The following is a 14,824-nucleotide window of genomic DNA, read 5'->3' as shown; positions in this document are numbered from 1 at the left end:
CGTGAAGCAGTCCTTCCTTCCCCGTATCGGCGCGGCCGCGGTGGCTTTCGCGCTGGCCTTCGCGTCCGGCGCCGTGCTTGCCCGCGACGTGCAGCTGCTCAATGTCTCCTACGACCCCACCCGCGAGCTGTACCGCGACTTCAACGCCGCGTTCGCCAGGCACTGGAAGGAAACCAGGGGCGACAACGTCAGCATCGAAACCTCGCATGGCGGTTCGGGCAAGCAGGCGCGCGCGGTGATCGATGGCATCGAGGCCGACGTGGTGACGCTGGCGCTGGCCTACGACGTGGATGCGATCGCGCAGAAGTCGCGGCTGCTGCCGGCCAACTGGCAGTCGCGGCTGCCGGACAACAGCGCGCCGTACACCTCGACCATCGTGTTCCTGGTGCGCAAGGGCAACCCCAAGGCGATCCGCGACTGGCCGGACCTGCTGCGCGCCGGCGTCTCGGTGGTGACGCCCAATCCCAAGACGTCCGGCGGCGCGCGCTGGAACTACCTGGCCGCCTGGGCGTACGCCGAGCACATCTTCAACGGCGACCGCGCGCGCATCCTCAACTACATGCGCGCGCTGTTCCGCAACGTGCCGGTGCTGGATACCGGCGCGCGTGGCGCCACCACCACCTTCGTGCAGCGCGGCATCGGCGATGTGCTGCTGGCCTGGGAGAACGAGGCATTCCTGGCGCAGGAAGAGCTGGGCCCGGACAAGTTCGAGATCGTGGTGCCGCGGCAGTCGATCCTGGCCGAGCCCCCGGTGGCGCTGGTGGACCGCAACGTCGACCGGCATGGCACCCGCGAGGTGGCGCAGGCCTACCTGAACTACCTGTACTCGCCCGAAGGGCAGCGCATCGCCGCCCGCCACTATTACCGCCCGCGCAATCCGCAGTACGCCGACCCGGCCGACATCGCGCGGTTCCCGCAGGTGCGGCTGGTCACCCTCCGCGAGGTGTTCGGTTCCTGGGAAAAGGCGCAGGCCGAGCACTTCGCCGACGGCGGCCTGTTCGACCAGATCCAGGCGGGCAAGTAAGCGGTGGCCGCGAACGCCGCCGCACTGGCGCCGCTACGGCGCCCCCCGCGGGTGCTGCCCGGGTTTGGCCTGGGCATGGGCATCACCCTGTTCTGGCTGGGGCTGATCGTGCTGGTCCCGCTGGCCGGGGTATTCCTGCGCGCCGCCGGACTGGGCGTGGACGGCATCTGGCGGATATGGAGCGAGCCGCGCGTGCTGTCGGCGCTGCGCCTGAGCTTCGGCACCGCCTTCGCCGCGGCCGCGTTCAACACGCTGATGGGCACCTGGGTGGCCTGGGTGTTCGTGCGCTACCGCTTCCCGGGCCGGCGCCTGTTCGATGCCTTGATCGACCTGCCGTTCGCGCTGCCCACCGCGGTGGCCGGCATCGCGCTCACCGCGCTGTATGGCGGACAGGGCTGGGTCGGGCGCTGGCTGGAGCCGCTCGGCCTGAAGATCGCCTACACGCCGCTGGGCATCGTGGTCGCCCTGGTGTTCGTCGGCCTGCCGTTCGTGGTGCGCATCGTGCAGCCGGTGCTGGCCGAAGCCGAGCCTGAACTCGAGGAAGCGGCGGCAACCCTGGGCGCCAGCCGCTGGCAGACCCTGGCGCGGGTGGTCGTGCCGGCGCTGTGGCCGGCGATGCTGACCGGCTTTGCGCTGGCGTTCGCGCGCGGGGTGGGCGAGTACGGCTCGGTGATCTTCATCGCCGGCAACCTGCCCAACGCCACCGAGATCGCACCGCTGCTGATCACCATCCGCCTGGAGGAATTCGACTACGCCGGCGCCACCGCCATCGCCGCGGCGATGCTGTTGCTGTCCTTCGCGCTGCTGCTGCTGGTCAACATCGTGCAGGGCCGCCTGCAGCGCCGGGGCGCCCGGTGAACGAATGGGTGTCGCCGCTGCCGGTGCAGGCCATGCATGAAGCCACGGCGCCCGCGCCGCGCCGGGTCACCACCGAGCCGGGCTGGGTGCAGGCGTTGCTGGTGCTCGGCGCGCTCGGGTTCCTGCTGTCGTTCCTGCTGTTGCCGCTGCTGCTGGTGTTCGCCGAAGCACTGCGCGGCGGCATGCAGGCGGCGTGGAGCGCGGTGAGCGATGCCGACGCACTGGCGGCGGTGCGGCTGACGTTGCTGGTCACCGCGATCGTGATCCCGCTCAATCTCGTGTTCGGCGTGGCCGCGGCCTGGGTGGTGAGCAAGCACCGCTTCCCCGGCAAGCGCTGGCTGGTGACCCTGATCGACCTGCCGTTCTCGGTGTCGCCGGTGGTCGCCGGACTGGTGTTCGTCCTGCTGTTCGGCCGCAATGGCTGGCTGTGGCCGCTGATCGAGGACGGGCTGCGCCTGCACCTGCCGGTGGTGGGCGAGGTGCTGCTGCAGCTGCCGCGCATCGTCTTCGCGATCCCCGGCATCGTGCTGGCGACCACCTTCGTCACCTTCCCGTTCATCGCCCGTGAACTGATGCCGCTCATGGAGCAGCAGGGCAGCGACGAGGAACTGGCCGCGCTCACCCTGGGGGCCAATGCCTGGCAGATGTTCTGGAAGGTGACCCTGCCCAACATCCGCTGGGGCCTGCTGTACGGGGTATTGCTGTGCAGTGCGCGGGCGATGGGCGAGTTCGGCGCGGTGTCGGTGGTGTCCGGGCACATCCGCGGGCGCACCAACACGCTGCCGCTGCACGTGGAGATCCTCTACAACGAATACGCCTACAGCGCCGCGTTCGCCTGCGCCTCGCTGCTGGCCGCCAGCGCACTGCTGACGCTGGCGCTGAAGACTTTCCTGGAATGGCGCCACGGCCAGTCGCTGGCCGCCGCGCATCGCCACTGAGGTGAATCGATGAACATCCGCATCCAGCAACTGGGCAAGCGTTTTGGTGCCTTCGCCGCGCTCGACGGCGTCAACCTCGATATCCGCAGCGGCGAACTGCTGGCGCTGCTCGGGCCCTCCGGCTCGGGCAAGACCACCCTGCTGCGCGCGCTCGCCGGGCTGGAACATCCGGACCAGGGGCGGATCCTGTTCGAGGGCGAGGACGCCACCGCGCTGAGCGTGCAGGCGCGCCGCGCCGGCTTCGTGTTCCAGCACTACGCGCTGTTCCGGCACATGGACGTGCGCGCCAACATCGCTTTCGGCCTGGAAGTACGGCGCGGCGCGCGGCGCTGGCCGAAGGCGCGCATCGATGCCCGCGTCGACGAACTGCTGGCGCTGGTGCAGCTCGAGGGCCTGGGCGGGCGCTATCCGACCCAGCTGTCCGGCGGCCAGCGTCAGCGCGTGGCGCTGGCGCGCGCGCTGGCGATCGAGCCGCGCGTGCTGCTGCTGGACGAGCCGTTCGGGGCGCTGGACGCGCAGGTGCGCCGCGACCTGCGCCGCTGGCTGCGCGAACTGCACGACCGCACCGGGCTGACCACGGTGTTCGTCACCCATGACCAGGAAGAAGCGCTGGAACTGGCCGACCGGGTGGCGATCCTCAACCATGGCCGCATCGAACAGGTCGGCAGCCCGGGCGAGGTCTACGACCGGCCGCAGTCGCCGTTCGTGTACGGCTTCGTCGGCGAAGCCAACCGCCTGCCGGCGCGCACCGACGGCGAGGCGCTGGAGGTGGCGGGCGCGCGCTGGCCGCGGCCTGCCGGCCTGCCCGAGGCCGCCGCGCTGGAGGTGTACGTGCGCCCGGAGGACATGCGTGTCGGCGATGCCGGCGACTGGACGGGGACCGTGCTGTCGGTGCAGCGCAGTGGCGCCCGGGCGCGGTTGCGGGCGCGGCTGCGCACGGCGGCGGTGGACGTGGAGGTCGAACTGCCGCCGGACGCGCCGGCCTACGCCGCCGGGCAGGTGGTCGCGCTGGCGGCGCGGCGCCACGGGGTGTTCGCGGCGGACGCTGGGTAGGGCGCCACGCGTTGGCGGGGCGCGGGGTGGCGGCGCCACGAAATGCTGGCGTCCGGGATCATTTTGGTTAAGAATTTGTAAATTGTGCGCCGCCGCGGCGCCCACCCCACCCGGAGACCCGCATGATCCCCTGCAAGCGTGTTGCAGCCGTTGCCTGTGCTGCCCTGCTGTCCCTGCCGTTCACTGCCTCTGCCGAAGACGCCTCGCCCCTGAGCTGGGAAGTCGCCGCGGTGTCGGATTACCTGTTCCGCGGCGCCTCGCAGACCGACGAGAAGCCGACCGTGCAGGGCAGCGTCACCTGGACCACGTCCAGCGGCCTGTATGTCGGCAGCTTCGCCTCGGGCGTGGATTTCGGCGAGGGCAGCCCCGACGTCGAGGTGGACTACTTCGTCGGCTACGGCTTCGACGTCAGTGACGCGGTCAACGTCGACCTGATGCTCAACCGCTACACCTACCCGGGTGCCAGCGAGATGGCCTACAACGAGCTGGTCACCACCACCACCATCGCCGAGCACTGGAAGGTCAACGTCAGCTACACCAACGACGTGTGGGGCAGCAGCACCACCGGCTGGTATTACGGCCTCGGCGGCGAGTGGGCGCTGCCCAACGATTTCAGCCTCAACGCCAACGTCGGCCGCAGCGTGTTCAACGACAGCGACGTGGCCCAGGACTACACCGACTGGGGCGTGGGCGTGGGCCGCAGCTTCGGCATCGCCAACGTCTCGCTGGGCTACTACGGCACCGACGGCAAGGGCCGCGACAACTTCGGCAAGCTGGCCGACAACCGCGTGGTGCTGGCGGTCAAGATCGCGCGCTGAGCACAGCGGCGCGAGCAAAGAGAAAGGCGCCGCAAGGCGCCTTTCTCATTCCTGCGCGGGCGCCGGGCGGGCCCGGCAGCCGCGTCTCAGTTCCAGCTCAGCACGACCTTGCCGGCCTTGCCCTGTTCCATCAGCTCGAAGCCTTCCTGGAAGCGGTCCACCGGCAGCTGGTGGGTGAGCACCTTGCCCAGCGGGAAGCCGGACAGCACCAGCTGGGTCATCTTGTACCAGGTCTCGTACATCTTGCGGCCGTAGATGCCCTGCACGGTCAGGCCCTTGAAGATGATCTTGTCCCAGTCGCAGCCAGCGCCCTTGGGCATGATGCCGAGCATGGCGATCTTGCCGCCGTGGTACATGCAGTCGAGCATGTCGTTGAACGCGCGCGGGTTGCCGCTCATCTCCAGGCCCACGTCGAAGCCTTCCATGTGCAGGTCGGCCATCACGTCCTTTAGCGACTGGTTGGCGACGTTGACCACGCGGGTGGCGCCCATGTCGGCGGCCAGCTTCAGGCGGAAATCGTTGACGTCGGTGACCACCACGTTGCGCGCGCCGATGTGCTTGCAGATGCCGGCGGCGATGATGCCGATCGGGCCGGCGCCGGTGATCAGCACGTCCTCGCCGATCACGTCGAACTCCAGCGCGCAGTGCGCGGCGTTGCCGTAGGGGTCGAAGAACGCGGCCAGCTCGGACGGGATCTGGTCCGGGATCGGCCACAGGTTGCTGGCCGGCATCACCATGTATTCGGCGAAGGCGCCGTTGACGTTGACGCCGATGCCCACGGTGTTGGGGCACAGGTGCGGGCGGCCGCCGCGGCAGTTGCGGCAGTGGCCGCAGACGATGTGGCCTTCGGCCGACACCCGCTGGCCGATCTCGTAGCCGGTGACGCCGGGACCGATCGCGACGATGCGACCGACGAACTCGTGGCCGATGGTCAGGCCCGGCTTGATGGTGCGTTGGCTCCACTCGTCCCACAGGTAGATGTGCAGGTCGGTGCCGCAGATGGCGGTCTTTTCCAGCTTGATCAGCACCTCGTTGGGGCCGGGCACCGGCACCGGCACCTCTTCCATCCAGATGCCCTTGGTGGCCTCGCGCTTGACCAGCGCGCGCATCGTGTTCTGTGTCATTGCCGGGAAACCGCAGTGGGAAAGAGTACCGATTATATGCGTGCGGCCGCCGCCCTCCGTAGCGGGAGGCGGCGCTACGGCAACGGTTTCACCCGCTACAATCGGGCTTTCCATTCTTCGGGGTCCGCTTCATGCGTCTGAATCTTCTCGCTTTTTCCGTGGTGGCCGGGCTTGGCCTGGCGCAGGCGGCCAGTGCCGCCGAAGGCATGTGGGTGCCGCAGCAGCTGCCGCAGATCGCCGGGCCGCTGATGAAGGCCGGGCTGAAGCTGGACCCGCTGCAGCTGAGCAACCTGACCGGCGACCCGATGGGCGCGGTGGTGGCGCTGGGCGGCTGCACCGCCAGCTTCGTCTCGCCGCAGGGCCTGGTGGCGACCAACCACCACTGCGCCTACGGCTCCATCCAGCTCAACTCCACCGCCGAGAAGAACCTGATCAAGGACGGCTTCAGCGCGGCCGCGTTCAAGGATGAGCTGAGCGCCGGCCCCAACGCGCGCATCTACGTGCTGGACGACATCACCGACGTCACCGCCCAGGCCAGGGCCGCCATTGCCGGCGCCGGCAACGACCCGCTCAAGCGCACCGAAGCGCTGGAGGCGCTGGAGAAGAAGCTGGTGGCCGAGTGCGAGGCCGACGACAGCTACAGCTGCACGCTGTACAGCTTCTCCGGCGGCAACACCTACCGGCTGTTCAAGAACCTGGAGATCAAGGACGTGCGCCTGGCGTACGCGCCCCCGGGCAGCGTGGGCAAGTTCGGCGGCGACGTCGACAACTGGATGTGGCCGCGCCACACCGGTGATTTCGCGTTCTACCGCGCCTACGTGGGCAAGGACGGCAAGCCGGCCGCGTTCTCGGCCGACAACGTGCCGTACCAGCCCAAGCACTGGCTGAAGCTGGCCAACCAGCCGCTGGGCGAGGGCGATTTCGTGATGGTGGCCGGCTACCCGGGCCGCACCGACCGCTATGCGCTGGTCAGCGAGTTCGAGAACACCGCCAACTGGACCTACCCGACCATCGCCAAGGCGTACAAGGACCAGATCGCGCTGGTCGAAGCCGCCAGCAAGGACAACAAGGACATCGCGGTGAAGTACGCCGCCAGCATGGCCGGCTGGAACAACACCAGCAAGAACTACGACGGCCAGCTGGACGGCTTCAAGCGCAACAACGTGCTGGCGCACAAGCAGAAGGAAGAGGCCGCGGTGCTGGAATGGCTGCGCGCTCAGGGCGCCGCCGGCAAGCCGGCGCTCGATGCGTATGCGCAGCTGCAGGCGCTGGGCACCCAGGCGCGCAGCACCCAGCAGCGTGACGTCACCCTGGCCATGTTCAACCGCACCGGCACCCTGGGCACCGCGGTGCGCCTGTACCGGCTGGCGATCGAGAAGGCCAAGCCGGACGCACAGCGCGAGGAGGGCTACCAGGAACGCGACCTGCCGGCCATCGAGGGCGGCCTGAAGCAGATGGACCGCCGCTACGTGGCGGCGATGGACCGGCAGTTCCAGCAGTACTGGCTGCAGCGCTACGTGGCGCTGCCGGCCGACCAGCGCGTGCCGGCCTTCGACACCTGGCTGGGCGGCAGCGATGCCGCCGCCGTGGACGCCGCGCTGGCCCGCCTGGACGGTTCGCGCCTGGGCGACCTGGCCGAGCGCATGAAGTGGTTCAACGCCGACAAGGCCGCGTTCGAGGCCAGCACCGATCCGGCCATCCAGTACGCGGTGGCGGTGATGCCGGCGCTGCTGCAGATCGAGCACCAGAACAAGGTCAAGCGCGGCGAGGAGCTGGTCGCGCGTCCGCTGTTCCTGCAGGCCATCGCCGACTACAAGAAGAGCCAGGGCGGGTTCGTCTACCCCGATGCCAACCTGTCGCTGCGCATCACCTTCGGCAACGTGAAGGGCTACACCGGCCTGGACGGCAAGGTGCAGCAGCCGTTCACCACCATCGAAGGCGTCGCCGCCAAGGAAACCGGCGTCGATCCGTTCGACTCGCCGAAGGCGCTGCTCGATGCGGTCAAGGCCAAGCGCTACGGCGGCCTGGAAGACAAGCGCCTGGGCAGCGTGCCGGTGGACTTCCTGTCCGACCTGGACATCACCGGCGGCAACTCCGGTTCGCCGGTGCTGGACGCGCATGGCCGCCTGGTCGGGCTGGCGTTCGACGGCATCTGGGAGTCGGTGGCCAGCAACTGGGTGTTCGACCCGGTGATGACCCGCATGATCTCGGTGGACCAGCGCTACATGCGCTGGATCATGCAGGAAGTGGCGCCGGCGCCGCAGCTGCTGAAGGAGCTGGAAGCGGCCTCGAAGTAAGCCGCGTTCCGCGTTTGATCGAAGACCCCGGGCGGGAAACCGCCCGGGGTTTTCTTTGCCGCCATCCGCGGCGACTCCCGGCCCCTCGACGGGCCCTTGGGATGGCGGTCATGCGGGGATGGCGGTCATGCGGGGCAAGCCCCGCATCTACGGGCGATATTGCGAAGGCCGTCCAGTCCGGTCGGCACCGTCGCCGCAGCCGCGCAGGCAATCCTTCGGCGGCACGTGGGGGTGGGGCTTGCCCCACACCGGACTTCCACGGTGGTCGTGCGGGGCGAGTCCCGCCTCCCCGCGGGATGTTGTGAGGGCGGCTCCGGCAGCTCGGCACCGTCGCCGCAGCCGCGCAGGCAATCCGTTGGCGGCACGTAGGTGTGGGGCTTGCCCCACACCGGGCCTTCCGCGGTGGTCGTGCGGGGCGAGTCCCGCATCCTCGCGGGATATTGCGAGGACGGTTCCGGCCGGTCGGCACCGTCGCCGCAACCGCGCAGGCAATCCTTCGGCGGCGCGTAGGTATGGGGCTTGCCCCACACCGGACTTCCACGGTGGTCGCGCGGGGCGAGTCCCGCATCCGCGCGGGATGTTGCGAGCGCGGTTCCGGCCGGTCGGCACCGTCGCCACAACCGCGCAGGCAATCCGTTGGCGGCACGTAGGTGTGGGGCTTGCCCCACACCGGCCTTCCACGGTGGTCGTGCGGGGCGAGTCTCCCATCCCCGCGGGATGTTGCGAGGGCGGTTCCGGCAGCTCGGCACCGTCGCCGCAACCGTGCAGGCAATCCGTTGGCGGTAAGTAGGTGTGGGGCTTGCCCCGCACCGGGCCTTCCGCGGTGGTCGCGCGGGGCGAGCCCCGCATCCCCGGGTGTGTTGCGGGAGCGTGCCGAGCCGAGCCGCAGCCGCTTCAGCGGTACGGTCCCGGTCCGCGCCAGACCAGCTCGCCGCGCCGGTACACGTACATCACCGTGACCACCTGGCGCGCGTCGCCGATGGACTGCAGTTCCGGTGCGTCGGGCGGCAGCAGGCGGCATTTGCTGGAGCCGCGCCTGAGCGCGACTTCGGCCGGGCAGACCATCAGGTAGGTGGTGCCGGGCAGGGGGATGGAGAGCTCCTTCATGCCCTGTTCCATCCACGTGCGCAGCCGCGTTTCGCCCAGCAGGTCATAGATGATCTGGTAGCCGCCCACTTCCATGGCCGGCTCGCCGGCGGCCACGTCGTTGCGGTAGCCATTGCGGTTGACCGGCCCGGAAGCGCGGCCATCGTCGGGCGAGGTTTCCCGGGGCAGCCAGCCCGGCGGGCGCCCGGTCCAGGCCTGCGACCGGCGCTGCATGCCCTCGGGCGGGCTGGCGGCCGATGCCTGTGCCGGCTCCGGCGCCGGCGGTTCGTCGCTGCGGGTCTGCGCCGGGGCCGGTTCGGCCGGGGGTTCGATGTAGCGGGCTTCCGGTACCGGCTTGCGGGCGTCGGCCTGGCGGCGGGCGGTGGGCCTGGCCGGCTTCTTGCGCGCGTCGTCCTGCTTCGGCCCCGGCGGCTGGCGGGCAGGGGTCGGGGAGGGCGGTGCCTCGCCGACGAAATCCACCTTGACCCGGCCGCCGCCGGCGGTGCCCTGCGGCGTGGTCACCACCGGCGGCGTGGAATGCAGCAGGAGCAGCAGCACCAGCAGGTGCAGCAGTGCGCTGACGAAGGCGGCGGCCCACGGCTGCACGCGTTCGTTCCAGCGCACCGCGGGCGGTGGCGGGGTAAACGAAGCGCTGCTCATGCCACCGTGCGGGCGTGGGAGCTGCTGGCCCTCATGTGGACGTGACACCGTGCAGCGGATCGGGGGCCGTCATGGTAACGCCTGCGGGCCGCCCGCAGACACGCGGGGCGGCGCCTGTCCGGCCGGCGGCCAAGCGTTCGCCGGGGATTTCGTATCGCAGGCAACCGACGCCTGCGGCACCACGGCGACAGGCTATGATGCGGGCCCCCTCGCCATGGACTCCCAACTGCATGCGCATCCTGCTTGCCCGCCACGGCGAAACGCCGTGGAACGCCGAAGGCCGCTACCAGGGCCAGATCGACATCCCGCTTTCGCCGGTAGGCGAGGCGCAGGCCAGGGCACTGGGCGAGCGCCTGCAGTTGATCGAGATCACCCGCGCGGTGGCGTCGCCGCTGTCGCGCGCGCAGAGCACCGCGCGGGCCGCGCTGGGCAGCGCCCGCGCCTCGATGCTGCAGACCGATGCGGACCTGCAGGAAATCGCCCACGGCGAGTGGGAGGGCCTGCTGGCCAGTGAGATCAACGACAAGGACCCGGCGCGCCTGCGCGCCTGGCGCGAGGAACCCGATACCGTGCTGATGCCCGGTGGCGAATCGCTGCGCCAGGTGCTGGACCGCAGTTGGCGTGGCCTGGCGCGCGCCGCCGAGGGCCTGGGCGCGGATGACACCCTGCTGGTGGTCGCGCATGACGCGGTCAACCGCGTGATCCTGTGCAAGGTGCTGGGCCTGCCGATCGGCAAGCTGTGGACCTTCCGCCAGGCACCGACCACGCTGAATCTGCTGGAAGGGCCGGACGTGGAGCACCTGGAAGTGGTGCGCCTGAACGATTGCGCGCACCACACCCCGTTCTTCGGCGAGGCCAAGCACCGGGCGTTGTGATGGCGCGCCTGCGGGTACCGCCCTGCTGGCTGGCCGCGGCCCTGCTGGCGTTGTCGTCGTTGCCGGCACTGGCGCAACCGGCCGAGGGCTGCCCGCCGTTTACAGCGGCGGCCAACCGCGCGCCGCACTACCCGCCGCCGGAACTGTGGCGCCTGCTCGGCTACGTGATCAACGTGATCATCGATACCGATGCCTGCGGGCGGGTAGACGCCGCACGGGTCGAACAGGGCTCCGGCGTGGCGGTACTGGACGCGGCGGCGCTGGCGGCGGCCCGTGCCTGGACCGTGCCGCCGGAATACCGGGGCCAGCCGCGCTACCGTCTGCCGTTCGCGTTCGAACCGCTGCCCGAGGAAATCCCGGCGCAGGCTGGCAGGCGCCTGCGCGACCCGTTCTTCGACGAGCGCCGCAGCGGCCGCGTGCCGATGCCTGCACTGGATGCCGACGGCGCGCTGCCGGGCTACATCGCCGATCCGTACCCGATCGGTTTCCTGGCGATTCCCGAGGCGGTCGCCACGATCGGCCCGCTGGCGCTGTTCCGCCGCTATGGAGGGCAGGCCAACTTCTGGCTGCACGACGAAGAAGGCCTGAGCCTGTTCCAGCTGGAAGGCGCGATGATGGTGCGCAACCGCCTGGTCAGCGATGGCCGCCACCGGTTCGTGGTCACCAGCGTGCTGTGTGGCAGCGACCTGGATGCCTGCCGCCAGTCGCTGGCCACGCTGCGCGCCAGCCGTGGCCGGCAGCGGCCACAGGCGGTCGCAGTGGCCACGCCCTAGGCGCGACGGCCGGGCGCGCCGTGGCGCGGCTGTATCATGTGCGCGCCATCCGCGCCGCCGCACCGTGCGCCGGCGCGTGCCACCGAGAATCCCGCATGTCCTCCGCACGTCCCGCCACGCTCGAACAGTGGCTCGCCCATATCGACCGACAGCACCCGCAGCCCATCGCGATGGGGCTGGAACGGGTGCGCGAGGTGGCCGCGCGCATGGGCCTGCAGCGGCCGGCGCAGCGCTGCATCGTGGTCGGCGGCACCAACGGCAAGGGCTCGACGGTGGCCTTCATCGAGGCCATCGCCCGCGCCGCTGGCTGGACGGTGGGTGCCTACACCTCGCCGCACCTGCTGGCCTACAACGAGCGCGTGCGCATCGACGGCGCCGATGTCGACGACGCCACCCTGGTGGCCGGCTTCAACGCCGTGGAGGATGCGCGTGGCGACACCGCGCTGACCTACTTCGAGTACGGCACGCTGTGCGCGTTGTGGGCGTTCGCGCGCGCCGGGCTGGACCTGGCGGTGCTGGAAGTGGGGCTGGGCGGGCGCCTGGACGCGGTCAACATCGTCGATGCCGACGTGGCGGTGATCACCACCGTGGACATCGACCATGCCGACTGGCTGGGCAGCGACCGCGAGGCCATCGGCGCCGAGAAGGCCGGCATCATCCGCGGCTGGAAGCCGCTGATCCTGGGCGAGATCGATCCGCCGTCCAGCGTGCTGCGTCGCGCCTACGTGCTGGGCGCCAACGCGATCCGCTTCGGCAGCGACTTCTTCGCCGAGGCGGTGGACGCCGACACCTGGCGCTGGCGCGATGTCTCCTTCCGCATCGAACTGCCGCAGCCGGCGTTGTGGGCGCCGGTGCAGCGGGCCAATGCGGCCGCCGCCATCGCCGCGCTGCGCGCGCTGGATCGCCCGGTGCCGCGCGCCGCCTGGGCGCGCGGCGTGGCCGCGGCGCAGGTCGCCGGGCGCCTGCAGCGCTTCGAGTGCGATGGCGTGGAAGTGCTGGTCGATGTCGGCCACAACCCGCAGGCCGCCGCCGCCCTCGGCACCGCGCTGCAGGCACGCCCGGCCAGCGGACGCACCCTGGCGGTATACGCGGCGCTGGCCGACAAGGACGCCGCGGGCGTGGTCGCCGCGCTGCAGGCGCGCATCGACCGCTGGTACCTGGCCGGACTGGAGGGCACCCGCGGCCAGGGTGCCGCGCAACTGCGCGAGCGCCTGGCCGGCACCGCCGCGGCCGGCGCCGCCACCTTCGCGGACGTCGGCCAAGCGCTGGCCGCGGCGCTGGAACAGGCCCGCCGTGGCGACCGGGTGCTGGTGTTCGGGTCGTTCCACACCGTTGCAGAAGCGTTGCCACGGCTGCAGGCGGGCGTCGCGCGCGCGCCGTGACATCCACCGTCCAGCCGCTGCCCGTGCGCTGACGCACACTGCGCTCCGTTCAGCTGGCGCGGCCGTGGCCGTCGCCGGCCGCGCATATAATCGCCGGACATTCCGCCCTGCCGCCCATACGCCTTGCCGTGGATACTCCCCTGAAACAGCGATTGATTGGCGCCATCGTGCTGGTGGCCCTGGCCGTGATCTTCCTGCCCATGCTGGTCAAGGGCCCGGCACCGGACAGCGGCGTGCAGGACGTACCGCTGCGCGCCCCCGATGCGCCGGCCGACGGCCAGTTCGAAACCCGCGAGCTGCCGCTGGTCGCGCCGAGCGCCGCTGGCGCCACCGGCATGCCCGCCGCGCAACCGGTCGCCGAGGCCGCGTCCCCGGCGGCGGACCCCGCCAGCGGCGTGCTGCCGCCGAGCGCGGCGGCCGGCAATTACGCGGTGAATTTCGGTGCCTACGCCACCGAGGCCGATGCCGATGCGGTGATCGCCCACCTGAAAAAATCCAACCTGCCGGGCTTCCGCCAGCAGGACACCATCAACGGGCGCCCGGCCTGGCGGGTGCGCATCGGCCCGTATGCCGACCGCGCGCAGGCCGAGCTGGTCCGGCTGGAGGCGGGCAAGGTCCGCGGCGACGTGAACGCGCAGGTGGTGGTGCTCGACGCCGACAAGGAGCCCGCGGCGCCAGCCGCCGCCCCGGCTACCCCGGCTGCGGCTCCGGCCGCGGCTGCGGCCGCCCCGGCGGTGCGGTCCGAGGCCCTGCCTGCCGAGCCCGCCAGGCCGGTGGCCGCCGCGCCGCGGCTCGATCCCCGCAACGAACCCAAGCCCGCTGCGCCCAAGCCTGAAGCGCTCAAGCCTGAAGCGCCCAAGCCCGCCGCGCCGAAGCCGGCCGCCACTGCCACTCCCACCGCGCCGGCCGCGAGCAGCGTCGGCTTCGCCGTGCAGCTGGGTGCGTTCGGCAAGCCGGCCGACGCCAATGCGTTGCGCGACAAGGTGCGCGCCGCCGGCTTCAGCGCCTTCGTCGAACAGGTGCGCACCGACAACGGCGTGCTCAACCGCGTCCGCGTCGGCCCGGTGGCCAACCGGGCCGAGGCCGAACAGCTCAAGGCGCAGGTCGCGGCCAAGGTCGGCATCGCCGGCATGGTCCGCCCGCACCCCTGATGCGGCGAGCGGCCTGATGCCCGGTCGGGGCAACCGGTGATCGACCTGCTGCTGCTGGGGTTGATCGTGGTATCGGCCCTGTTCGGGCTGATGCGCGGCCTGCTGGCCACCGTGTTCGGCGTGCTCGGCTGGCTGCTGGCCGGCTGGGCCGCGTTCCGTTTCGGCCATGACGCCAGCGTGCTGCTCAGCGGCGGCGCGACGCCGACCGCGGGCCAATATGCCGCCGGCTACGCCATTGCCTTCTTCGGCGTACTGCTGGCCGTTTCGGCCATCGGCCTGCTGCTGCGCGGGGTGGTTGATTCCACCGTGCTGCTGAAGGCCCCGGACCGCCTGTTTGGTTTCGGCCTGGGGCTAGTGCGCGGGGTGCTGCTGGCGGTGCTGGCGGTGCTGGTGCTGGGCTTCACCCCCGTGGCCGACGGCGAGCCCTGGCGGCGTTCGCAGCTGGCGTCGTGGCTGCACCCGCCGGCCGACTGGCTGCGCGCGCGGCTGCCGGAACTGCCGGCCGTGCCGGAGCATCCGCTGCTGGACTTGGGCAAGGCGGTGCTGGCAGGCGATAATGCCGGACTCAGCGAACATGAAGCGGGCAGCGGACTGCCGCAAGCGATGCCGGAACGGGCGGATGACGCCCGGCCGGCCGCGACCGGAGGCAGCCGCCAGGACCCGGCGAAGGCGTGGCCTTCCAACATCGATCCGGCGCAGGTGCGCCCGGATCACCCCGGTCCGGCGCGGGCCGGGCCATCGGGCCAGGCACGGCCCCCTTCACGTTAACCGGGCCACGGCCCAGC

Annotated in this window: 13 protein-coding genes; 11 read left to right on the top strand and 2 right to left on the bottom strand. The window is 71.0% G+C overall.

The window, feature by feature from the left end; all coding sequences use genetic code 11:
* Nucleotide 1 precedes the first annotated feature (1 nt).
* The 5 genes from AC06E6_RS14915 (at nucleotide 2) to AC06E6_RS14895 (ending at nucleotide 4,691) form a co-directional block, all read left to right on the top strand.
* On the top strand, nucleotides 2–1,024 hold the full coding sequence (locus tag AC06E6_RS14915; RefSeq protein ID WP_428999417.1) for a sulfate ABC transporter substrate-binding protein: 1,023 nt from the start codon (nucleotides 2–4) through the stop codon (nucleotides 1,022–1,024).
* A gap of 3 nt (nucleotides 1,025–1,027) precedes the next feature.
* Nucleotides 1,028–1,882, top strand: a complete 855-nt coding sequence (cysT, locus tag AC06E6_RS14910) for a sulfate ABC transporter permease subunit CysT (protein WP_293764757.1) — start codon at nucleotides 1,028–1,030, stop codon at nucleotides 1,880–1,882.
* Nucleotides 1,879–2,820, top strand: coding sequence for a sulfate ABC transporter permease subunit CysW (gene cysW / locus AC06E6_RS14905; protein ID WP_478061849.1), 942 nt, complete (start codon nucleotides 1,879–1,881; stop codon nucleotides 2,818–2,820). The genes cysT and cysW overlap by 4 nt, the downstream gene beginning before the upstream one ends.
* 9 nt (nucleotides 2,821–2,829) lie before the next feature.
* Entirely contained in the window at nucleotides 2,830–3,873 is a 1,044-nt protein-coding gene (locus AC06E6_RS14900; protein WP_161615232.1) for a sulfate/molybdate ABC transporter ATP-binding protein, read from the top strand.
* 122 nt (nucleotides 3,874–3,995) lie between these two features.
* A complete protein-coding gene (locus AC06E6_RS14895; protein WP_240211757.1) occupies nucleotides 3,996–4,691 on the top strand; it encodes a TorF family putative porin in 696 nt (231 codons plus the stop codon).
* An 86-nt stretch (nucleotides 4,692–4,777) separates the two neighbouring features.
* Here AC06E6_RS14895 and tdh read toward each other — a convergent pair whose 3' ends face one another.
* Nucleotides 4,778–5,800 carry an L-threonine 3-dehydrogenase gene (gene tdh, locus AC06E6_RS14890; RefSeq protein ID WP_478061873.1) on the bottom strand — a complete coding sequence of 341 codons (1,023 nt, stop codon included), beginning with the start codon at nucleotides 5,798–5,800 and terminating at the stop codon, nucleotides 4,778–4,780.
* A 146-nt stretch (nucleotides 5,801–5,946) separates the two neighbouring features.
* Here tdh and AC06E6_RS14885 point away from each other — a divergent pair, with 146 nt between their 5' ends.
* Nucleotides 5,947–8,112 carry a S46 family peptidase gene (locus AC06E6_RS14885; RefSeq protein ID WP_240211755.1) on the top strand — a complete coding sequence of 722 codons (2,166 nt, stop codon included), beginning with the start codon at nucleotides 5,947–5,949 and terminating at the stop codon, nucleotides 8,110–8,112.
* 894 nt (nucleotides 8,113–9,006) lie between these two features.
* Here AC06E6_RS14885 and AC06E6_RS14880 read toward each other — a convergent pair.
* A complete protein-coding gene (locus tag AC06E6_RS14880; RefSeq protein ID WP_240211754.1) occupies nucleotides 9,007–9,858 on the bottom strand; it encodes a type II toxin-antitoxin system RelE/ParE family toxin in 852 nt (283 codons plus the stop codon).
* 230 nt (nucleotides 9,859–10,088) lie between these two features.
* Here AC06E6_RS14880 and AC06E6_RS14875 point away from each other — a divergent pair, with 230 nt between their 5' ends.
* The 5 genes from AC06E6_RS14875 (at nucleotide 10,089) to AC06E6_RS14855 (ending at nucleotide 14,807) form a co-directional block, all read left to right on the top strand.
* Nucleotides 10,089–10,733: a histidine phosphatase family protein gene (locus tag AC06E6_RS14875; protein WP_240211753.1), complete on the top strand. Its 645-nt coding sequence runs from the start codon at nucleotides 10,089–10,091 to the stop codon at nucleotides 10,731–10,733.
* The gene (locus tag AC06E6_RS14870) at nucleotides 10,733–11,506 is read left to right on the top strand and encodes a TonB family protein (protein WP_240211752.1); all 774 of its coding nucleotides are present in this window, start codon (nucleotides 10,733–10,735) and stop codon (nucleotides 11,504–11,506) included. Before AC06E6_RS14875 ends, AC06E6_RS14870 begins: the two co-directional genes overlap by 1 nt.
* Nucleotides 11,507–11,601: 95 nt before the next feature.
* Nucleotides 11,602–12,888 (top strand): bifunctional tetrahydrofolate synthase/dihydrofolate synthase, encoded by a 1,287-nt coding sequence (gene folC, locus AC06E6_RS14865; RefSeq protein WP_240211751.1) that lies wholly within the window; start codon nucleotides 11,602–11,604, stop codon nucleotides 12,886–12,888.
* Nucleotides 12,889–13,016: 128 nt separating this feature from the next.
* On the top strand, nucleotides 13,017–14,039 hold the full coding sequence (locus AC06E6_RS14860; protein WP_312348108.1) for an SPOR domain-containing protein: 1,023 nt from the start codon (nucleotides 13,017–13,019) through the stop codon (nucleotides 14,037–14,039).
* Between the two features lie 36 nt (nucleotides 14,040–14,075).
* Nucleotides 14,076–14,807, top strand: a complete 732-nt coding sequence (locus AC06E6_RS14855) for a CvpA family protein (RefSeq protein WP_161614813.1) — start codon at nucleotides 14,076–14,078, stop codon at nucleotides 14,805–14,807.
* The last annotated feature ends 17 nt before the right edge of the window (nucleotides 14,808–14,824 follow it).

The organism is Stenotrophomonas sp. Steno-Z10-HUANG, assembly GCF_056393075.1.
The sequence above is the reverse complement of the archived record's forward strand: the minus strand, read 5'-3'. Positions and strand labels throughout refer to the sequence as shown.

Excerpts from the sequence above, each read along its gene's own strand:
- folC (WP_240211751.1), top strand. The coding sequence starts at position 11,602 with ATGTCCTCCGCACGTCCCGCCACGCTCGAACAGTGGCTCGCCCATATC.
- AC06E6_RS14885 (WP_240211755.1), top strand. The coding sequence starts at position 5,947 with ATGCGTCTGAATCTTCTCGCTTTTTCCGTGGTGGCCGGGCTTGGCCTG.
- AC06E6_RS14870 (WP_240211752.1), top strand. The coding sequence starts at position 10,733 with ATGGCGCGCCTGCGGGTACCGCCCTGCTGGCTGGCCGCGGCCCTGCTG.
- AC06E6_RS14895 (WP_240211757.1), top strand. The coding sequence starts at position 3,996 with ATGATCCCCTGCAAGCGTGTTGCAGCCGTTGCCTGTGCTGCCCTGCTG.
- AC06E6_RS14875 (WP_240211753.1), top strand. The coding sequence starts at position 10,089 with ATGCGCATCCTGCTTGCCCGCCACGGCGAAACGCCGTGGAACGCCGAA.
- AC06E6_RS14900 (WP_161615232.1), top strand. The coding sequence starts at position 2,830 with ATGAACATCCGCATCCAGCAACTGGGCAAGCGTTTTGGTGCCTTCGCC.
- tdh (WP_478061873.1), bottom strand. The coding sequence starts at position 5,800 with ATGCGCGCGCTGGTCAAGCGCGAGGCCACCAAGGGCATCTGGATGGAA.
- AC06E6_RS14880 (WP_240211754.1), bottom strand. The coding sequence starts at position 9,858 with ATGAGCAGCGCTTCGTTTACCCCGCCACCGCCCGCGGTGCGCTGGAAC.